Source organism: Riemerella columbina, from assembly GCF_030517065.1.
GTDB classification, from domain to species: Bacteria; Bacteroidota; Bacteroidia; order Flavobacteriales; family Weeksellaceae; genus Riemerella; species Riemerella columbina_A.
Genome location: NZ_CP103950.1, coordinates 1,240,653 through 1,261,148, shown reverse-complemented (window position 1 = coordinate 1,261,148; position 20,496 = coordinate 1,240,653). Strand labels below are relative to the sequence as shown.

General features: G+C 42.8%; 17 protein-coding genes. 12 read left to right on the top strand and 5 right to left on the bottom strand.

Annotated elements, in window-relative coordinates; translation table 11 throughout:
* Positions 1-25: 25 nt before the first annotated feature.
* Positions 26-1,285, bottom strand: coding sequence for an exo-beta-N-acetylmuramidase NamZ family protein (locus NYR17_RS06005; RefSeq protein WP_302504826.1), 1,260 nt, complete (start codon positions 1,283-1,285; stop codon positions 26-28).
* Between the two features lie 4 nt (positions 1,286-1,289).
* Between NYR17_RS06005 and NYR17_RS06000 the strand changes: the two genes are divergently transcribed.
* Positions 1,290-2,519 (top strand): ABC transporter permease, encoded by a 1,230-nt coding sequence (locus NYR17_RS06000; protein WP_302504825.1) that lies wholly within the window; start codon positions 1,290-1,292, stop codon positions 2,517-2,519.
* Positions 2,520-2,572: 53 nt separating this feature from the next.
* Here the strand turns inward: NYR17_RS06000 and NYR17_RS05995 are convergent, their stop codons facing one another.
* Positions 2,573-4,696 (bottom strand): S8 family peptidase, encoded by a 2,124-nt coding sequence (locus NYR17_RS05995; RefSeq protein WP_302504824.1) that lies wholly within the window; start codon positions 4,694-4,696, stop codon positions 2,573-2,575.
* Positions 4,697-4,992: 296 nt separating this feature from the next.
* Here NYR17_RS05995 and NYR17_RS05990 point away from each other — a divergent pair, with 296 nt between their 5' ends.
* From NYR17_RS05990 to ggt, 11 genes are all read left to right on the top strand, one after another.
* Positions 4,993-6,399, top strand: a complete 1,407-nt coding sequence (locus NYR17_RS05990; protein WP_302504823.1) for an anthranilate synthase component I family protein — start codon at positions 4,993-4,995, stop codon at positions 6,397-6,399.
* A 111-nt stretch (positions 6,400-6,510) separates the two neighbouring features.
* A complete protein-coding gene (locus NYR17_RS05985) occupies positions 6,511-7,080 on the top strand; it encodes an anthranilate synthase component II (protein WP_302504822.1) in 570 nt (189 codons plus the stop codon).
* A 93-nt stretch (positions 7,081-7,173) separates the two neighbouring features.
* Positions 7,174-8,163, top strand: coding sequence for an anthranilate phosphoribosyltransferase (trpD, locus tag NYR17_RS05980; RefSeq protein ID WP_302504821.1), 990 nt, complete (start codon positions 7,174-7,176; stop codon positions 8,161-8,163).
* A gap of 75 nt (positions 8,164-8,238) precedes the next feature.
* Positions 8,239-9,015: an indole-3-glycerol phosphate synthase TrpC gene (gene trpC / locus NYR17_RS05975; protein ID WP_302504820.1), complete on the top strand. Its 777-nt coding sequence runs from the start codon at positions 8,239-8,241 to the stop codon at positions 9,013-9,015.
* A 12-nt stretch (positions 9,016-9,027) separates the two neighbouring features.
* Entirely contained in the window at positions 9,028-9,675 is a 648-nt protein-coding gene (locus NYR17_RS05970; RefSeq protein WP_302504819.1) for a phosphoribosylanthranilate isomerase, read from the top strand.
* Between the two features lie 44 nt (positions 9,676-9,719).
* Positions 9,720-9,845, top strand: coding sequence for a hypothetical protein (locus NYR17_RS05965; protein ID WP_302504818.1), 126 nt, complete (start codon positions 9,720-9,722; stop codon positions 9,843-9,845).
* Between the two features lie 220 nt (positions 9,846-10,065).
* Positions 10,066-10,764: a hypothetical protein gene (locus NYR17_RS05960; RefSeq protein WP_302504817.1), complete on the top strand. Its 699-nt coding sequence runs from the start codon at positions 10,066-10,068 to the stop codon at positions 10,762-10,764.
* A 30-nt stretch (positions 10,765-10,794) separates the two neighbouring features.
* Positions 10,795-11,976, top strand: coding sequence for a tryptophan synthase subunit beta (trpB, locus tag NYR17_RS05955; RefSeq protein WP_302504816.1), 1,182 nt, complete (start codon positions 10,795-10,797; stop codon positions 11,974-11,976).
* A 94-nt stretch (positions 11,977-12,070) separates the two neighbouring features.
* On the top strand, positions 12,071-12,646 hold the full coding sequence (locus NYR17_RS05950) for a TMEM175 family protein (protein WP_302504815.1): 576 nt from the start codon (positions 12,071-12,073) through the stop codon (positions 12,644-12,646).
* Positions 12,647-12,652: 6 nt separating this feature from the next.
* A complete protein-coding gene (gene trpA, locus NYR17_RS05945) occupies positions 12,653-13,405 on the top strand; it encodes a tryptophan synthase subunit alpha (RefSeq protein WP_302504814.1) in 753 nt (250 codons plus the stop codon).
* 6 nt (positions 13,406-13,411) lie between these two features.
* Entirely contained in the window at positions 13,412-15,097 is a 1,686-nt protein-coding gene (gene ggt / locus NYR17_RS05940) for a gamma-glutamyltransferase (protein ID WP_302504813.1), read from the top strand.
* A 120-nt stretch (positions 15,098-15,217) separates the two neighbouring features.
* Here ggt and NYR17_RS05935 read toward each other — a convergent pair whose 3' ends face one another.
* The 3 genes from NYR17_RS05935 to NYR17_RS05925 all read right to left on the bottom strand — a co-directional run bounded on the left by NYR17_RS05935 (position 15,218) and on the right by NYR17_RS05925 (position 20,379).
* The gene (locus NYR17_RS05935) at positions 15,218-15,547 is read right to left on the bottom strand and encodes a 2Fe-2S iron-sulfur cluster-binding protein (protein WP_302504812.1); all 330 of its coding nucleotides are present in this window, start codon (positions 15,545-15,547) and stop codon (positions 15,218-15,220) included.
* Positions 15,548-15,555: 8 nt separating this feature from the next.
* Positions 15,556-16,608, bottom strand: a complete 1,053-nt coding sequence (locus tag NYR17_RS05930; RefSeq protein WP_302504811.1) for an NAD(P)/FAD-dependent oxidoreductase — start codon at positions 16,606-16,608, stop codon at positions 15,556-15,558.
* Between the two features lie 156 nt (positions 16,609-16,764).
* Entirely contained in the window at positions 16,765-20,379 is a 3,615-nt protein-coding gene (locus NYR17_RS05925) for a protein O-mannosyl-transferase family (protein ID WP_302504810.1), read from the bottom strand.
* Positions 20,380-20,496 lie beyond the last annotated feature (117 nt).

Genomic DNA, 20,496 nt, shown 5'->3' with positions numbered 1-20,496 from the left:
TTTATACAATTTGATTTTCAAACCTTTAATCCTCATACATTACATATTTCTGTCTGATTTTTTCAAAATATGATAAATCTTTCTGCCACGAGGCTCTAATTTCGGCTTCTGTTTTCCCTTGTATAATCTGATGTCTGAGCTGGTCGGTGCCCGCCAATGTATCAAACCAAAGGTTTTTAATGAAAAAAGGCTTGGCAGGATTTTTATAATTTTGATACGCCCTAAGTACCCATTCTAAGTTGAGCTGTCGCAAATCTTTGTCATAGTTGGACAAATCTTCGCCGTAACAAAGCACGCCATTAAAAGGTGGATTTTTAGCCCCAAAATTAGGCGCTGGCTTAAACTGATACTTCAACTTTTTAGTCCATGGCGAGCCATAAATTTGGAATGGCAAATCGGTGCCCCTGCCTACGGAAACCTCGGCGCCTTCAAAAAAACATAACGAGGGATACAAGTTGATGGCTTTTTCGTTAGGCAAATTAGGCGATGGGCGTTTTAGCAACGGATAGCGCTGTTGTTTGTGATAATTTCGCATCGGAATGACTTGATATTCCGCTTTGATGCCGTTTTTAAGCCAGCCCTCGCCGTTCACCATCATTCCATATTCCCCGATGGTTAAGCCATAAACCACTGGAACAGGGTGCATTCCCACAAAACTTTTCCACTTAGGCTGGAGCACAGGCCCATCAATATAGCCATCGTGAGGGTTAGGACGGTCCAAAACTAAAACCTTCACCTGATGTTCTGCCGCCGCTTCCATCACATACGCCAAAGTAGAAATGTAAGTGTAAAAACGCACGCCCACATCTTGAATATCAAAAACGATGATATCCAAATCTTTCACCTGCGCTTCCGTAGGCTTTTTGTTTTTGCCATAGAGCGAAATTATGGGAAGTCCTGTCTTGGTATCCACGCCGTTTTTCACATGTTCGCCAGCATCTGCCTCGCCACGAAAGCCGTGTTCTGGAGCAAAAACCCGCTTAATCTCTATGCCATTATCGATTAAAAAATCCACAATGCTCAGCGTGTCTATTTGGACGCCAAGCTTACATACTTCCTCTGGATATTTCGCTAAATTGACTTTGGTCTTTTTAATCACCAAGCCTGTTTGGTTGGTAACCACCCCTACTTTTTTATTTTTGAGCAAAGGAATATAGAGTTCAGGTTGGTCGGCACCTGTTTTAAAATCACTGATACTCTGCGCTTTACCAAAAGATAAAAAAGATACGCTCAAATAAATTAGGCAAATCAGTTGTAAATTTTTAAATTTGGATCTTAAATTCATAGTTTTGAAATTTCCGTTATACTTTTCTAATAAAATAGCATTCTCCAAAGATAATAAAAATAATCTTTCCCGAGTGATTGTTTTTATCGGTCGGCTTTCGGTGGCGCTGGGCGTTATTGTTTCGCTGATTACCGTAGCCACAGGATTGGGTTCCAAAGAGGCGATTAAAACCCGAATGGGCGATTTTTCGGGACACATCACTGTTAAATCCACCAAGTCTAACGCGTCTTATAACTCTTCTGTGATAGATCAAAATTTGCTTGACCTCAACCAAATTAAGCAACTGCCTGAGGTTTCGGGGCTCCAAACTTATGCCACGGTGAGCGGGATTTTGAGGACTGAAAAAAACTTCTCTGGCATTATTTTCAAAGGGGTTTCTAAGGATTTTGACCAACATCGGTTTGAGAAATTTCTGGTCAGCGGGAGCATTCCTAACTTTAATGAAAAAGGGTATAATAACCAAATTATCATTTCCGAAAAAATAGGCAAAGACCTCCATCTAAAGCCCAAAGACAGCATTGTTGCGATATTTTCTAAAGAAGACCAAAAGCCCATTTACCGAAAATTTGAGGTGGCAGGCCTCTATAAAACCGACATTAAACTTATTGATGATTTGTTTATCATCGGCGATATTAACCATGTGAGGAAAATCCAAGATATGGATAAAAAAGACATTGGCGGTCTGGATATTTTCCTTAAAAATGCGGAAGACATCAATACCGCTTATCCTAAAATAGACCAACTGATTGGCTATAAAAATTATGCTGAAAAGATTACGGATCGGTTTCCGCAAATTGTGGATTGGATTAACATTTTTAATACCAACATCACGCTTATTATTACCATTATGCTGCTGGTGGTGGTCATCAATATCATTATGGTGCTGTTGATTTTGATTATAGAACGCACCAATTCTATCGGGATGCTCAAAACTTTGGGTGCTACCAACCGACAGATTAGAGCCATTTTTATCAATTACACGCTACTGATTATGGTGCCTGGCTTGTTGGTGGGCAACTTGATTGGCATTGGACTACTATTGATACAGAAGATTTTCGGCGTTATCCAACTCAACCCTGAGAATTATTATGTAAGCGTGGTTCCTGTGGAGCTCAATCCACTATATATTATCCTAATCTCGGCGGGTATTCTTTTGGTGTCTGGCATCGCTTTGATTTTGCCGAGTTATCTCATCAGTAAAATATCCCCTGTAAAAGCCATTAAATACAATTAAAAAAACTGCGGCTTCAATCATTGAAGCCGCAGTTTTTATTTGAAGTCTATTTTTTAATTGACGATAATTTTCTTCGTGATTTTTTGCGTTTTCGTTGAGAAATTCACAAGATAAACCCCAACACCCAAGCCTGATAAATTGATCGATGAAGATTGAATTTGGTCAATGGTTTTCACCAATCTGCCCGAAGCATCATAAATAGAAATAGGCGTGGTGATGAGTTCCGCGTGGGTCAGCCTCAAAGTTTCGCCTTTTGATGCATTGATGAGCGTATTTTGAATTTCCACTTGAATGGAATTTTCATTTTCTACAGTGCTAAGTTCATCGTAAATAGATGCTCCCGTAACCAAAAGCGCATAATCTTGATTGGCAATTTTCCCTTGATTATTCACCAAATTATTTTTATGAGAAATTTCTATGCGATAAATACCCGCAACCGGCGCATCAATAAGGATTTGCTCCACATTATCCACCGTATTATCACCAGTGATTGCAGGCGCCATAGGGTGCTGAATGTCCAATTTCCAAGGTTGATAAATTTGATTGGTCTTTGTATTGACCAACCTCAAATCCAAATCGTTAATCAAGCGAGAGGCGGTATTATTATGCGCATCTTGGTAAGTTGTCGGCAAATTTTTAAACGAAGGATCCGTCCAAACAATGCTTATTTTAAGCGGTTGTTTTCCATCGGTTGTGATGTTCAATTGCTCTTTAGCTTTGTTTTTGAGGGTTTTATTTTCAAAAATAACCGCTTCGCCATTGCTTTTTCCGAGTAAAATCTCCGCCCCTTTTTTAGCATCAGCGAAGCCCCAACCAAACCACGCATCAGGACCTTTGTTGCCCGCTTCTTGGGCGGAATGTATTAACAAAGCCTTTGCCGATGCCGCATTCAGCATTTTCCCAGAAAATAAATCTTTATGAATCTGCAACCAAAGCCCAATAATCCCCGTAACCTGCGGCGCCGAAAAAGAAGTGCCATCGCCCATTGCCCAAGAATTACTACCAGAACTTTCGGTAGATGGGAAGAAAATATCACTGCCCACCCCTGCAATATCGGGCTTTATACCGCCATCATCTCGCGGTCCTGCACTACTATAACTGGCTTTTTCTACATCAGAAGTTTTAGTGTAGCGTTGGTTAGAAGTTTTTAATTTTTCCGTGGCACCTACTACAATGATATTCTTCGCCAAAGAGCCTGGACCTATGCAATCTACACCATCAGCACAATTGTTGGGCGGTAAGACATCATTAGCGGTAAAAGCGACATCATTCCCTTGGCTGCCTTCATAATAAGCATTAGAAAAATCACCGCTGGGACCGTCGCCATACGAGTTTCCTGCCGATTTTACAATAATCATAGATGGATGAGCATAAACGATATCATCATAATTTCTATCACTTTCTAAATAGCAACCATCTAAATGATATGCCTTTTTCGTCGCCGAATCATAATCACCGTTCCAATACCATCGGTCTTGGTCATCCTTTTCCCATTCGGTATTGATGCCATAAGAATGGTTAGAAAGGTAAGGCTGTGCGGCTTCTATTTTTTGATAAACGGTTTTACTGCTATTCTCGCCCTGCAAAGTGGTTTCCTTAAAACTATAACTTCTAAAAGTCGCCTTTGGCATTATGCCTTTGGTATTTCCAGACACGCCACCGCCGCCGATGTTATGCCCTACAGCCCCAATCATCCCTGTAACGCCTGTAGCGTGGCCGCTGTAATCTACGCTGTTTTTCTCTTTGTTGACGATTCTATTTTCATTGCCAAAATCCTCGTGCTTGGCATAAACTCTACCACCATCAAACACATCTACACTGATGCCTTCTCCATTATAAGATTGAGACAAACCACTGATTTTCCCTTCTTGGAGGGCATCTGCATTGGCGTTTTTAATTTGATCGGTATCATCTTCCGTTAAAAAATAAGGTTTATTTTGGAAGAAAAACCCAAGCCGATGTTCTTTTTCATCAAAAAAGCGAGTTTGGGTACCGAGAGTTTTTATAGCGCCATAATTTCCCTGCGGATTTTGTTGCATTTTTTGTTGTATATAATGCTGATATTGCACTTTATTTTTCAACTTCTGTTGCTCTAATTGCTGTGCCAATGGCGAATGGCTTTGTGCTGAAACCAAGCCTCCTAAAGCCAAAGCGGCTAAAAATAGATTTCTTTTCATTCGGAATTTTTTTGCAAATATAAATTATTTTGAGCGCTTAGCCTATCTTTATCAATGATTTTTCACCCTTTATTTTTAACAACTTGATATTAAACTTGTTTTTTTCATTAAAACACTCTACATTTGCAGCATGAAAATACACAACAACAATATTATATGGTGGCATTTCCAACTTTTCAGCTGGGTCTAATCGTATATGCGTATATTTTTGATATATTAAATTGAAACTTTAACAATACAAGCCAAAGACTTCAGCGTTTTCCGTTGAAGTCTTTTTTTAATCATCTTTTGAAACTATGATCACTATTAAAACCAAGTCTAAAGCACTGATGGGCGACCTCCACACCCCTATGGAAATTTACCTCAAACTTAGAGATGAGTTTCGGGATACCATCCTTTTGGAAAGCACCGAGCACAACGCAGCTGAGGGCAGTTTTTCCTTTATTGCGGTCAATGCCATTGCAGGGATAGAAGTGACCGACCACACCTCCTACGAAATCAAACTCCCCAATGAAGCCTCCAAAAAGAAGACTTTGGATGCCGATGCAGATCTCATCAAGATTTTAGAAAATTTTGCACAACAATTCAGCTGTCAGCCTACGGAACATCCCATTGAAACAATGGCGCAAGGCTTCTTCGGATACACCGCCTACGAGGCAATTCCCTTTTTTGAGAGCATCCATTTTAAGCCCCAAAGCCCAGAAACGCAAATCCCAATTTTAAGATATCGGCTTTACCAATACATCATCGCTTTCAACCATAAAAATGATGAAATGCGAATTATTGAAAACACCTTTTCTGGACTTCCGTCCGAGGTGCGCCGCCTACAAGACGTCATTCAGTACAAAACAATGGTGGTCTATCCTTTTGATACCACCAGTGAGGAAACCTCCAACCTCTCCGATGAGGCTTTTCTCGATCAAGTGAAAATAGCACAGCAACATACCAAGCGTGGCGATGTATTTCAGCTCGTACTAAGCCGAAGATTTCAGCAAGAATATAGAGGCGATGAGTTCCAAGTTTACCGCGCCTTGCGGAATATCAATCCTTCGCCGTATTTGTTCTTTTTTGACTATGGCGATTATAAACTTATGGGTTCCAGCCCAGAGAGCCAGCTCATTATTCAAAATCAAGAGGCAAAAATTCACCCTATTGCAGGAACTTTTAAACGAACGGGCAATTTATCTCAAGATTGGGCAGCTGCAGAACGCTTAAAGGCTGATCCCAAAGAGAATGCCGAGCATACAATGCTGGTAGACCTCGCCAGAAACGACCTCAGCAAGTTAGGCAAGAATATTAGCGTGACCAAGCTTAAAGATATTCACTTCTTTTCCTCTGTCATCCATATGGTCAGCGAGGTCACGGCAGAGGTAGACGCCCAAGTGAGCCCATACCAGATGATTGCGAGCACATTTCCGCAAGGAACGCTAAGCGGCGCCCCTAAATATAAAGCGATGGAGCTTATAGACCGCTACGAACCCACTTCACGTGGCTATTATGGCGGTTGCATTGGCTTTGTCGGCTTAGATGGCTCTTGCAACCAAGCCATTATGATCAGAACTTTCCTTGCCAAGGACAACCATTTATATTATCAGGCAGGAGCTGGCATCGTGGCGCTGTCGGAGCCTCAATTGGAGCTCCAAGAAGTCAATAACAAGCTTAATGCCCTTAAGCAAGCGATAAAGAAAGCCAAAACTTTGTAACCAGATAACAATCCACCGCATAGAGATGAGCCTATACCGCTGTTAGCCAATGAGCAACCGCAACTATAGACTACTCTACCGCAACAATTTAACCCATAAACGCAACAAGAAATGAAAATATTAGTTTTTGACAATTACGATAGCTTCACCTATAACTTAGTCCAGATGATAGAACAGATTGTTGGGCACCGTGTAGAAGTATTTCGGAATGACAAAATCAGTTTAGAAGCCATAGCCGCTTATGATAAAATCATTCTTTCCCCTGGTCCTGGCATTCCTGAGGAGGCAGGGCTCTTATTAGAAGTCATCAAGACCTATGCTAAGACCAAACCGATTTTAGGCGTTTGCTTAGGGCAACAAGCCATTGCCGAAGTGTTTGGAGGCAGCCTTATCAACCTTTCAGAAATCTATCACGGTGTAGCCACCAGCGCCCAAATCCTCCCTGTGGAGAGCCCTTTGTTTAAAGACTTACCTCAAACGATAGAAGTCGGCAGGTATCACTCTTGGGCGGTTAATCCTGAGGACTTTCCTGAAGCATTAGAGATTACCGCCGTAGATGAACACGGAATGATTATGGCACTTCAGCATAGAGACTTCCCTGTTTATGGCGTACAGTTCCACCCCGAAAGCATTTTAACCCCTATGGGCAAAAAGATTTTAGAAAACTTTATTAAGGCTTAGACTAACCGCAGTAGGGCATTAAAAAACCGCAATGATGAGAGAGACCAACGCCCTTAGTCGTTCGCTAAACCTTACCATATCATAGACAACAGAATGAAACAGATACTCAATTACTTATTTAACCACCAAACGCTCTCTAAGGCAGAAGCCAAAGCCATTATGATAGAGCTCGCACAAGGCAAGTTTAACGAAACCGAAGCTACGGCATTCGTTACGGTCTATATGATGCGCCCCATTACCTTAGAGGAGTTAAGAGGCTTCAGAGAGGCGCTCTTAGACCTTGCCCTTACGGTAGATTTGGGCACTACGGACTTGGTAGACATCGTTGGGACAGGCGGCGATGGCAAGGATACCTTCAATATCTCCACACTGGCATCGTTCATTGTGGCTGGAGCTGGGCAAAAAGTAGCTAAGCACGGCAACTACGGCGTATCTTCTATTAGTGGTGCCTCCAATGTTTTAGAAACGCTGGGCTACCGCTTCAAAACGAATACAGAAGACCTTAAATCCGACTTAGACCGCGCCAATATTTGCTTCCTCCACGCTCCCCTCTTCCACCCTGCCTTAAAAGCGGTAGCAGGCTTGAGAAAAGGGCTACAATTACGAACCTTCTTTAACCTCTTAGGCCCATTAGTGAACCCAGCACGCCCTCAGTACAGCATCTTAGGCGTTTACAGCTTAGAAGTCGCACGTCTTTACCAATACCTTCTTCAGCAAGAACCCCAAGATTTTATGCTCCTCCATGCCTTAGATGGTTACGATGAAATCAGCCTTACCCAAGACACCAAAGTCATTGATCACCGTGGCGAATACATCTATTCTGCGGAGGATTTAGGCTTCCAAACTATACCAGCCGAAGCCCTTTCTGGCGGAGGTTCTAAAGAAGAGGCTGCCGCCATTTTCAAAACGATATTAGAAGGTAAAGGTACGCCAGAGCAAAATGCCGTAGTCTTAGCCAATGCTGCTATGGCGCTCTATGCCACGCATCATTTTGGCAACTATCAGGACTGCCTCCAATTAGCCAAAGATAGCCTCTACCAAGGCAAGGCTTACCAGTGCTTACAGAACCTAATTAAGTCATAAGACGAGGCAAAACCGCATTCAGTTCATAACCCATAGCATCAAGTTAATCACCAACCGCATTTAGATTTTTTATAAATGAGCATATTAGACCAAATTGTCCAAACCAAGAAAGAAGAAATAAAAACCGCTAAGCGCCAAGCGCCTATTGAAGCCCTTACCGACCGACCTATTTTTAATCAAAGTCGCCCTGATTTTATCCAAAGGCTTAAAGAAACCCCTTATAGCATCATCGCCGAGTTCAAACGCCGCTCCCCCTCTAAGCAAGACATCAATGTGAAGGCTCAAGTTTCAGAAGTTGTGCCTGCCTATGCCTCTGCTGGCGCTGCCTGCGTTTCGGTGCTTACGGATACGCTCTATTTTGGGGGCTCTTTGCAAGACTTAGAAGAGGCTTTTGCCTATGGCATTCCATTGCTTCGCAAAGATTTCATCCTTGATGAATATCAAATCTATGAAGCCAAAGCTTATGGCGCCAGTGCGGTCTTGCTCATTGCTAATATCCTAAGCAAAAGCCAAGTAGCGAACTTAGCCAGCTGTGCCCACCACTTAGGTTTGAGCGTTCTCTTAGAATTCTACGGCGGCGAGGACTTTGATAAGTACCATCAGCAGATAGAACTCGTGGGGATTAACAACAGAAACCTTAACACCTTCCAAGTAGATTATCAGCACGCCATCAAGATGAGAGCAGCGCTCCCAGAGGGCGTTATCAGCGTGGCAGAAAGCGCTATTTATAGCCCAGACATCTACCGAGAATTGAAGGATAACGGTTTTGATGCCTTTCTTATGGGTGAATACTTTATGAAAGCCCAACAACCTGGCGAGGCATTGGCTCAATTTATTTCAGAAATTAAATAACCGCACCCAGAGATGATACAACCGCCAAAAGTCAAAGTCTGCGGGCTTACCAACTTGACTGAAATTCAAGATTTAATCAACTTAGGGGTTCACTATTTAGGCTTTATCTTTTATGAAGCCTCCCTTCGCTATGTGCTTAATCATCTTAGTTTAGAAGACATTGCCAATATCCACCATGAAGCCAAAGTTGGGGTCTTTGTTAATCATCCCTTAGATGAGGTGGTCGATATAGCGACCCAAGCCGAGCTTAGTGCCATACAAGCCCACGGTGATGAGCACTTGGAAGATCTTCAATATTTGAGAGCCCACCTACCACCGCAGACTAAAATCATTAAAGTGGTTCGTGTTGGTGAGCAACTGCCCAATTTAGAGGCTTATCTGCATACTGATGTTATAGACTACCTTTTATTTGACACTGATAGTGCCTCATTTGGTGGCACAGGGCAGGCATTTGATTGGAAATGCCTCAATGAAGTCCATCTTACGAAGCCATATGTCCTTAGTGGCGGCATTAACGGAGACCAATTGCCAAAGTTGAGCCTCCTTCGCCAACAGCCTACCGTTTTGGACATCAATTCTAAATTTGAGACCGCACCAGGGAGAAAGAACCTCGCTCAGATTAAGGATTTCCTCTATCAGTTGGGCTATTCTGCCTCATAGAGATAAGCCCACCGCATATAGAAAGGAGTAAACCACACACAGAAATGAATCAACCGCACACAGAAATGAATCAACCGCGCACAGAAATGAACCAACCGCACACAGAAATCAATCAACCGCATATAGAAATGAACCAACCGCAGACAGAAACGGATAACCTTTGCGGTTGATTGATTTCTGTTGAAAATTGATTAACGAATAACCAACATTGATTAAAAAATAAGCAATAAAAATAGATTTATGGGAGAATTTGTGTTTTTTATGGGAGCATTAATATCAAAAATAAGGTCGTTGGGCTATTTTTATTATAAAAAAGGCTTGCATATATCAGAAAATAGTTCTAATATTGTTACAACAAATCGAATTGTTTAATTAAAATCTCAAAACATTATGGAAAATCAAACCAACCTCAGCAACGATCAAGTCTTCATTAAAGGAAAAAACACCCACATCTCCCTCAATGAGTGGCTTAACAAGATGAAAATAGCCTTTTCTAATGGAAAACAAGCCCAGTTCCAAAGCCTTCTAAGCTCTGTAAGCTACGATGAGGCTAAACTGGATGAGCTTTTAGAACAGATAAAAGCCATTGAGCAACTGGCACAAGCCCAAAAGAAAGAGTATGCTGCCCAGTACGAAGCAACTTCCAAACTGGAAGAAAAACGCAACGCCATCAACGAGACCTATATGAAGCACTTTGCGCTCTGTAAGATTTTGCTTAAAAACAATGTGAAGGCGCAAGCTGCCTTGGAGTTCTCAGGCAACAGAAAATCCGCTTACAGCGAGTGGTATCAGCAAGTGGCTAACTTCTATGCGCAGTTGCTCAACACCCCAGAGTTCTTGAGCGACATCAGTAGCATCAACATCGTCGAGGCAGACCTTACCGCCGTGCAAACTGCATTAGAAGAGCTCAGCACTCTCAAAGAAAAGCAAAAATCTGCAATGGCGAAAGCCCAAAAATCAACGGAAACCAGAGACAAGGCTTTTGAAAGCCTCTACCCTCTCTACTCGGACTATATCTCTTATGCCAAAGTCCTCTTCAGCAATGAACAAGACTTGGAAGCACTGGGGATTACTGTGAGAAGGGACTAAAACCAAAAGATATTATAGCGTTATTATTATATGAATTTTAAAAATCCTGACCTTAATGGCTACTACGGCGAGTTCGGAGGGGCGTTTATCCCTGAAATGCTCTATCCGAATGTCGCCGAACTGCAAGCAGAGTATTTAAACATCATCAACTCTGCAGACTTTAAAGAAGAATACCAAAACCTACTGAAAAACTATGTAGGCAGGGCTACACCGCTCTATTTCGCACCACGGTTGAGTCAACAGTATCAGACCAATATCTATCTGAAGCGGGAAGATCTCAACCACACAGGGGCGCATAAGATCAACAATGCCTTAGGGCAAGCCCTCTTAGCGAAGAAACTCGGCAAACACCGCATCATTGCGGAAACAGGTGCAGGGCAGCACGGCGTAGCCACAGCCACAGCTTGTGCCTTATTGGGCTTAGACTGCACCATTTATATGGGAGCAGTAGACATAGCGCGGCAAGCTCCTAATGTGGCACGGATGAAGATGCTCGGCGCTAAGGTGGTTCCTGCCAATTCAGGGTCGCAGACTTTAAAGGATGCCGTGAACGAAGCCCTAAGGGACTGGATTAACCACCCTACCACAACACATTATATTATTGGGAGTGTGGTGGGGCCCCATCCGTTCCCAGATATGGTGGCAAGGTTCCAAAGCGTAATCTCAGAGGAGATTAAAGCCCAGTTGGTGGAGCAATTGGATAGAGATTATCCTGATTATCTCATCGCTTGCGTGGGTGGTGGCAGCAATGCGGCTGGCACCTTCTACCACTACGCCAATGATGAGCGCGTGACCCTCATCGCTGCAGAAGCAGGCGGTAAAGGCATTACCTCTGGAGAAACAGCGGCTACCACAGCCCTCGGCACCATTGGCGTACTGCATGGCAGCCAAAGCTTAGTGATGCAAACCCAAGATGGACAGGTCATAGAGCCTTACTCTATCTCGGCAGGTTTAGACTATCCAGGGATAGGCCCTATGCACGCGCATTTATTTAAAGAAGGGCGAGCGGAATTCATCAGCATTGATGATGAGCAAGCGCTCCAAGCAGCATTTAACCTGACCCAAAAGGAAGGCATCATCCCTGCATTAGAGAGTGCCCACGCCTTGGCGGTCTTAGATCAAAAAGTATTCAAGCCGACGGATATCGTGGTGCTTTGTTTGAGTGGCAGAGGGGATAAAGATATGGAAACCTACCTCAAAATGATGCCCTAACCTCTCGTGATGAAAAGCAGGCAACCTTTGATGAATTTCTGATTTGTCAAAAGGAATGCCTATCTTTGTTTATTGATTAACTAACGTATATTGTATGACCACTTCCAGATTAGAAGCGTTTAGTGATGGCGTTTTAGCTATTGTGATTACCATTATGGTCTTAGAGATGAAGGCGCCAGAGGGGGCAGACTTCCAATCCTTAATGCCTGTGGTTCCTAAGTTCTTGTCTTATATCCTTAGCTTTATTTATATTGGCATTTATTGGAATAATCACCACCACCTCTTCCAAGCGATAGAGAAAATCAACGGTACAGTGCTCTGGGCGAACCTCTTATTGCTCTTTGCCCTTTCCTTAGTGCCTTTTACTACTGCTTGGATGGGCGAGAACCATTTCGATAAGAACCCTGTAACGCTCTATGGCATCAATCTTTTGTTCTGTGCGTTCGGTTACATCGCCTTAGAGCGGTCCACGCTAAAAGTAGAGGGCAAAGGCTCCAAAATAGAGCAAGCCCTCAAAAGTAGAACCAAAGAATATACTTCCATTTCGCTCTATATTGTTGGCTTGTTGGGGTCTTATTTCGCCCCAATCATTGGTATGGCTTGCTATACAGTAGTTGCTATCCTATGGCTGTGCCCAGACCGCCGCATAGAGAAAACCCTTAAATCCTAACCCCGTATGAAGAAACTCAATATCTACTTTACCGCTGGCATTCCCAGCTTAGATGATACCGCAACTCTTATCCGCCTTATTCAAGAGGAAGGCGCCGATTTCATAGAAATTGGAATGCCCTACAGTGACCCCGTGGCGGATGGCGAAGTGATCCAACAAGCCCACCAAAAGGCATTAGCTAATGGTATGAGCATAGACAAGCTCTTCCAACAGCTCATCACTATAAAAGATGAAGTCAAAATCCCTATCATTTTGATGGGATACATTAATCCTGTGCTATCGTTCGGCTTTGAGGCGTTTTGCCAAAAGTGCCAAGAGGCAGGCATCTACGGCTTGATCATTCCAGATCTTCCCCCAATAGAGTTTGAGAAGAAATATCAGAAGATTTTAAAACAATATGGGCTCCACTTCAGCTTCTTGGTAACGCCAGAAACTTCCGATGAGCGGATGCTCTATTTGGATAGCCTAAGTTCTGGCTTCCTCTACGCTGTGAGCTCCTCCTCTACAACAGGGAACGCCACCAAAGTGGTAAAAAATGATGCCTACCTGAAAAGATTAGCCAACCTATCGCTCACCAACCCTGTGATGATAGGCTTTGGCATTAAGAATAAAGCCGACTTTGATAGCGTAACGGCAGATGCCAGCGGCGGTATCATTGGCACGGCTTTCGTAAAGCTCTTATTAGATCACCCAGACTGGGAAACGAGGGCCAGAGCTTTCATCCGTGATATAAAACAGAATGATAACAATAACAATTAACACATAATGAAGAAAATAAGTCTTTTACTCGTGGTGATGTCGGGCGTGGTTTCGGCACAGTTCACCGATTATAACATCGTAAAGAATATACAGACCAAAAATAAGTCTGTAGTAGTCTCTGCTCACCCTTTAGCAAGTGCGGCAGGCGTTCAGGTCATTCGGCAGGGCGGTAATGCGTTTGATGCTGCCATTGCAACGCAATATGCCTTAGCGGTAGTCTATCCTCAGGCAGGAAACATCGGTGGTGGTGGCTTTTTAGTGGCAACCAAAGCCAATGGCGAGCAACTGGCGATAGATTTCCGAGAGGTAGCCCCTAAAAAGGCTAATCGGGATATGTATCTTGATGCTCAGGGCAAGGCGGATACAGACCTGTCTCAAAATGGTCGCCTTGCAGTAGGTGTTCCAGGTTCTGTGGCTGGCTTTTATGAAATTCTAAAGCACGCTAAGCTTCCTATGAAAGCCCTAATACAGCCTGCAATAGACCTCGCAGAAAAAGGATTTGCCATCACTGAGAAAGAGGCGCAACTCCTTAACCAAGAGCGAGAGGCGTTTATCAAACATAACCAAAATGCTATCGTCTTTGTGAAAGATACCCCTTGGAAAGCGGGTGACCTTCTCATCCAAAAGGATTTGGCTAAGACCTTAAAGCGGATACAGCAATTCGGACTGAAAGGCTTCTATGAAGGAGAGACCGCACGCCTCATCGTAGAGGAAATGAAGCGCGGCAATGGTATTATCACCCTTGAAGATTTGAAAAACTACCGTGTAAAAACGCGGAAGCCCCTCACCTTTGACTATAAAGGGCATCAGATTGTCTCGATGCCTTTGCCCTCCAGTGGAGGACCGCTCCTCGCCCAGATGCTGAAGATGGCAGCTTTTGAAAATCTTGAAAACTATCAGCCCAACGCGCCTGAAGCGGTGCAAATTATGGTGGAGGCAGAGCGCCGTGCCTATGCCGATAGGGCGGAATATATGGGCGATCCAGACTTTATCAAAGACCAAACGGAGTTCTTAACTTCCGATGCGTATTTGAGAAAAAGATGGCAGACTTTTAATAAAAACCAAGCAACACCAAGCGCCGAAGTAGGGAAAATCATCAACCCCAATCAGGAAAGCACGCAGACCACGCATCTTTCTATCTTAGACAAAGAGGGCAATGCAGTTTCCGTAACGACAACCCTCAATGGCTATTACGGCAGTAAGGTGGTCGTATCGGGTGCGGGTTTCTTCCTTAATAATGAAATGGATGACTTCTCGATAAAACCTGGTGTCCCTAATATGTTTGGAGCCGTAGGTGGCGAAGCCAACGCTATACAAGCGGGCAAAAGAATGCTCTCTTCTATGGCGCCTACCGTCGTACTGAAAAATAACAAAGCCTATATGGTCGTAGGTACGCCTGGGGGAACGACTATCCCGACCTCCGTGTTCCAAGCTATTGTAGATGTGATTGACTTTAAAATCAGTCCGAACTTGGCAGTTAACCTACCGAAGTTCCATCAGCAATGGTTGCCAGAATATGTTTCCGTAGAGAAGGACTTTCCAAGAGAGACCATTAAAGCTTTAGAAAAGAAGGGCTATCAGTTTAAAGTACGAGGCGCCATCGGCAAAACAGAAATGATTGTCGCCGACGAAGCGGGCAATATCACCGCCATAGCGGACAACAGAGGCGATGATGCGGTAGCTGTTGAATAAATTTCTGCCCAACATCAAGGCATAAAAAACTTTCTACAATAATGTAGAAAGTTTTTTTGTTTCTTACTGCGGATGAGACTTGTCTGTGTGCGGTTGCTCCTCTCCTCTATACCAAAAAGCCTAAAGGTAAGGCGCTAATGCGACTTCTAAGCCATCAATTTCCTCCGTGATGTGGATTTGACAGCCTAATCTTGAGTTTTCTTTGGTGTGGAAAGCCTCGGCAAGCATAGCTTCTTCCTCATCGCTCATTTCTGGTAGGGGAACATCGTTCTCCACATAAACTTGACAAGAAGCGCACATCGCCATACCGCCGCATACGCCAATGGTACCCTCTTCTGCCAACTCATAAGCCCTTACCACTTCCATCAGGTTCATAGACATATCCGTTGGAGCGACTACCTCGTGCGGCGTGCCCTCTCTATCGGTGATTTTTAAAGTAATATCTGCCATAATGTGATTTAATCTATCTTTTTAACGACCGCCTTTTCAGCTTCCTTTCTACTGCCATCAAAGCCATCAACACCGCTTACCGTTGTATATTTAAGAACATACTTTTTACCAGGGTTAAGGCGGTTATATACGCTTTGGCACATTAAAGTAGCCTCGTGGAAGCCACAAAGAATCAGTTTGAGTTTGCCTGGGTAGGTATTGACATCGCCAATGGCATAAATGCCCTCTCTATTGGTTTGGTAGTCTAAAGCATTGTTGACCTTAATGGCATTTTTTTCAATCTCTAAGCCCCAATCTGCAATAGGTCCCAGCTTCGGCGTTAGCCCAAACAACGGAATGAAATAGTCGGTATCCAATTCTATGGTTTCGCCCTCTTTCTCGATGGTTAAGCCTTCAATATGACCGTCGCCTTTTAGTCCTACCACTTCCGCTGGCGTGATGAGGTTGATTTTGCCTTCATTTTTGAGGGCTTGCACCTTCTCTACAGAATCTAACGCCCCACGGAATTCGTTTCTGCGGTGTACCAAAGTGACCTCCTTAGCGATGTTGGAAAGGAAAATGCTCCAATCTAACGCCGAGTCTCCCCCACCAGCAATCACAATTTTTTTATCTCTAAATAATTCTGGATCTTTTACAAAATATTCTACGCCCTTGTCCTCATAGTCCGCAATATGGTCTATGGCAGGCTTCCGAGGTTCAAAAGTGCCCAACCCTCCTGCAATGGCTACGGCTTTAGCTCTGTGCACGGTTCCTTTATTGGTCACGACTTCAAACCATTCATCATCTATTTTTTCTAAAGTAACGGCGGTTTCTGCTAAGGTAAAACCAGGTTGAAACTGCTTAATCTGCTCCATTAAATTATCCACCAACTCGCCTGCATTTACCGATGGATACCCTGGAATGTCAAAAATAGGTTTCTTAGGATAAAGCTCTGCCAACTGCCCACCAGGCTGCGGAAGAGCATCAATAATGTGGCATTTTAACTTCAATAAACCGGCTTCAAAAACGGCAAAAAGCCCCGTAGGCCCTGCTCCTATAATGAGTAAATCTGTAGTAATCATTTAATGGGATTTTTTAGTCTAATTTATACCGTGCAAATGTAGTAATTTTTAAACTAACAAAACACGGCTGCCTTCTATTTTTTAAGCAAAAATCATTGATGATATGTATCAATAAAAAACGCCCTTAGTGTGTCAACTAAGGGCGCTACATTGGTTTTATTCTGATGCGCTTTCTTCTATTTTAACGCTCAGCGTATCTGTATTTGGGCTTGATGTTTTAGGTTTTTGAACCTTCGTGGCATCAGTTGGTTGGTTGGTCGTCCGCTCTTTCAATTGTTTAGCACCGCCAGACAATGTAGAGATGAGGGTTTCTTCTATTTGGCTCATCTTTTCGGCTGGATAAGTGGTATCGTAAGGTTTCATAACCTCAAATAAATACTGATAGAAAGGCGTTATTTTCTGCACATTTTCTGATTCTCTATTGGCTTTTTCTTTACCCATAGCGAGGAGATCCTCAATAAAAATATTGAATTTTTTATCAATCGGTTTAACGGCATCAATTAAATACTGATATCCTTTTTTCTCATTTCCTAACTTTTTATAGGCATCTGCCACCGAGGCGACCACCATAGAATAAAGCATCGGTTGGGTTGCCATTTGGCGCTTAACATACTGCTGATCTCTCGGCGAAAGGGATAGATAATAATCGTACTCGTTCATAATCTCTTTTTGGAGTTGGTCGGCTAATGCTAAGCCTTTTTTCTCTTCGCCAGCGAGGATATATGCGTAAATGATAGCCGTTAAAGAACGAGGATCATTGTATTTTTCAACAGGAATTTCGGTATTGGCTAAGTTCAAGATTTCGCGGGCTTTTTGTCTTTCGCCTTTGGCAGCCAATACCTCCGCTGCCCTGCTGGCAGAACTTCTGTAGCTGTAAATGTTAGAAGTACAAGTTTCATCAAAGTGGGCATTTAAGTCCTTGAAGTTGCCCCAACGGAAATTCTTCACCACTTGATAGAGCTCATCAGCATCTACACGACCAAACTCACCATCTTCAGTTTCTTCGGTTTTAATCGGTACTAAACGATAGCTGAAACCATCATATTGTAAATAATTTTTGAGGTAAAAAATGTTGGTTTCATCATAAATACCGCCTACAGAAAAGTGAATTGGGCGGTTCCAATCAAAATGAGCGAGGATGTCCATCATCATCAAATCGTTTTTAAATAGCGTTGATTTTTTATAGTTAATCACGATTTGAGATTCCGCTTTTGTAGCATCTTGAGGTTTGATAATGCCTGATTTAACAGCATTTTTAACATTCACAGGGAGGACAAATTTGCTCACAGGAAGGAAGTTGTATTGCTCATATTTTTCTTCGCCATAGAGCATTTTTAAAACCAAATCTTTATCCTCAGATTTCTGTTTGAGAAAAGCAATTGCCTCTTTTAAGGTCATTTGGTCTTGGGTTTGGTATTTTCTAAAACTTCTTAAAATATCCTCTGGCGCTCCATTGGCTTTAAGGTTTTCAAAAATCTGTTGCCACTCGTTAGGTGACAGCGTGTGGATTTGCTCATTAACACCTTCTCGGTAATCCTCGTGCACCAAAGCGGAAGGCACCGGCATACTATTATAAGTTCTTCGTTTGTTTTGGTCAATATTCCAAGGCGTAGCAAGGAGCGTAAAATTAACCACCTTAACATCATCTCGGAACCTTTCCGTTTCTTGGATTGCCCAAAGTGGGTAGGTGTCATTATCGCCATAAACGAATAAAATATCGTTTTTAGGCAAAGATTTCAGTGTGGAATAAGCGTAATCATAAGCCGTATAGCGGTGACTTCTGTCGTGAGGGGTATAGTTCTGAAAGCCCATTAATGCAGGAATGCCCAATAGCAAAACACCCACACCCAACACGGCTTTTTTATTTTTCGTTTTGTCTTGAACCAGATGAAGAATAGCCGCAGCCCCTAAGCCGATCCAAATAGCAAAAGCATAGAAAGCACCGACCATAGCGTAATCTCTCTCACGAGGTTCAAATGGTTTAACGCCCGTATAAAAGACAATGCCCACGCTGGTCAAAATAAATAAAGACAAAACGGCATAAAAGCGTCCAAAATCTTTGGTCAGCTGAAAGTAGAAGCCCAAAAGCCCTAACAACAGCGGCAGGAAGAAAAAGTAAACCGTAGATTCGTTATGGAATTTCTTCGGCATATCCGATTGTTTGCCATAAAGGGCATCATCAACGAAGGAAAAGCCAGAAACCCAGTTGCCATTGGTGTTTTCCATATGACCTTCTAAATCATTCTGGCGCCCAACGAAGTTCCACATTAAATAACGCACAAAATAATAACCATTTTGAAAGGTTATAAAATAGTCCAAACTCTGCCCCAAAGTAGGTTTCTTTACATTGATTAAATGGTAGGATTTGGCTTGGAGGTAATCCTCTACCGTGATTTTTCCTTTTTCGTATTTATCTCTTAATTCCTTATAGAACTCCGCTGCCTCTGGACTATTGGCAATATCATCATCAGCGTCGTTAAACTCAAAATCTGGCGCACCATACATAGAGATATAGTTCGCCATAACATTTCTATCTTGAGCAAACATCCTTGGCAAAAAGCCCACATGATTAGGGCTGTATACATATTGGAATTTTTCGCCAACCTCTATATAACGCCCTGTTTTCTCATCTTTTTCGTAAGTTTTTCCAGTTTTTATCGTTTTGAGGCTGCCATCCTCATTTTTCTCCATACCATTCCAGTCAAGGTAGGCGGTATAGTTTTGCCCATAGATGGTTGGCCAATCGCCGTACTGTTCGCGGTTGTAATAATCTAACATTCCAATGGCGTTGTTCGGGTCGTTAAGGTTCATTGGCGGATTGGCATTCGCACGGATAGGAATCATCATCCAACAAGAAAAGCCTATCAGCATATAAACCACGGACAGAACAGCGGTTTGCAATAGATGATTGCCATTTTTCTTAGAATAATTGATGGCTAAATATGCTAAAATCACCAAAACAGCGAAAGCAAATAGCGTCCCCGAGTGGAATGGCAAGCCTAAACCATTAACAAAAAAGATTTCCGATTTGCCAAACATCACCATGATAAAAGGGAAAATGCCTTTAAATACCATTGCTAAAACGCCCAATGTGATTAAATTAGCGATTAAAAAACTCTTCCAAGTAAAAGTATAATGGCGCGCATAGTACACCAAACAGATCATAGGCACAGCCAGCATACACATCATATGAACGCCCACGGAAAGCCCAACCACAAAGAAAATGAGGATAATCCAACGCTCGTTATCGGGAGCATTATATTCGTTTTCCCATTTGGTGATGAGCCAGACTATTAGCGCAATAAATAGCGATGCCATTGAGTACACCTCGCCCTCTACTGCTGAGAACCAAAAAGTATCTGAAAAAGTGAACGCCAACGCTCCCACCAGCCCCGAGCCTAAAACCACAAGGCTTTCTTGCGTATTGATATTTTGGAAAGATTTGCCCAAAAGCCGTCTTACCAAATGCGTGATGGTCCAGAATAAAAATAATATGGTTAATGCACTAAACAGCGCCGACATCGCATTGATAACCAATGAATAATATGCAGAATTGCCGAGCGCTAACATCGCAAAAACGGCACCTACAATTTGAAATAAAGCCGCCCCTGGTGCGTGGGTGACCTCTAACTTAACCGCAGAAGAGATGTACTCACCGCAGTCCCAAAAGCTAAAATTAGGTTCTATCGTGCTCAGGTAAGTCACCAACGCGATTAAAAAAACTGCCCAACCTAAGGCAGTATTCCATTGTTTAAAGTGCCAATCTTTCATAAGAATTAAATAAAAACTTTGTGCGAAAATAAGATTTTTAGTTTATTTGGGCAAATGCTTATTCTTTTAAGAATGAGATTTTTTAGTTTTAGAAGTAAAAGCTTATATTTGCACTTT

Coding starts and splice junctions, on each gene's coding strand:
- NYR17_RS05990 (WP_302504823.1), top strand. CDS start 4,993: ATGATCACTATTAAAACCAAGTCTAAAGCACTGATGGGCGACCTCCAC.
- NYR17_RS05985 (WP_302504822.1), top strand. CDS start 6,511: ATGAAAATATTAGTTTTTGACAATTACGATAGCTTCACCTATAACTTA.
- NYR17_RS05960 (WP_302504817.1), top strand. CDS start 10,066: ATGGAAAATCAAACCAACCTCAGCAACGATCAAGTCTTCATTAAAGGA.
- ggt (WP_302504813.1), top strand. CDS start 13,412: ATGAAGAAAATAAGTCTTTTACTCGTGGTGATGTCGGGCGTGGTTTCG.
- NYR17_RS05965 (WP_302504818.1), top strand. CDS start 9,720: ATGAATCAACCGCACACAGAAATGAATCAACCGCGCACAGAAATGAAC.
- trpD (WP_302504821.1), top strand. CDS start 7,174: ATGAAACAGATACTCAATTACTTATTTAACCACCAAACGCTCTCTAAG.
- trpA (WP_302504814.1), top strand. CDS start 12,653: ATGAAGAAACTCAATATCTACTTTACCGCTGGCATTCCCAGCTTAGAT.
- NYR17_RS05950 (WP_302504815.1), top strand. CDS start 12,071: ATGACCACTTCCAGATTAGAAGCGTTTAGTGATGGCGTTTTAGCTATT.
- NYR17_RS05930 (WP_302504811.1), bottom strand. CDS start 16,608: ATGATTACTACAGATTTACTCATTATAGGAGCAGGGCCTACGGGGCTT.
- NYR17_RS05970 (WP_302504819.1), top strand. CDS start 9,028: ATGATACAACCGCCAAAAGTCAAAGTCTGCGGGCTTACCAACTTGACT.
- NYR17_RS06005 (WP_302504826.1), bottom strand. CDS start 1,285: ATGAATTTAAGATCCAAATTTAAAAATTTACAACTGATTTGCCTAATT.
- trpB (WP_302504816.1), top strand. CDS start 10,795: ATGAATTTTAAAAATCCTGACCTTAATGGCTACTACGGCGAGTTCGGA.
- NYR17_RS05925 (WP_302504810.1), bottom strand. CDS start 20,379: ATGAAAGATTGGCACTTTAAACAATGGAATACTGCCTTAGGTTGGGCA.
- NYR17_RS05935 (WP_302504812.1), bottom strand. CDS start 15,547: ATGGCAGATATTACTTTAAAAATCACCGATAGAGAGGGCACGCCGCAC.
- NYR17_RS05995 (WP_302504824.1), bottom strand. CDS start 4,696: ATGAAAAGAAATCTATTTTTAGCCGCTTTGGCTTTAGGAGGCTTGGTT.
- trpC (WP_302504820.1), top strand. CDS start 8,239: ATGAGCATATTAGACCAAATTGTCCAAACCAAGAAAGAAGAAATAAAA.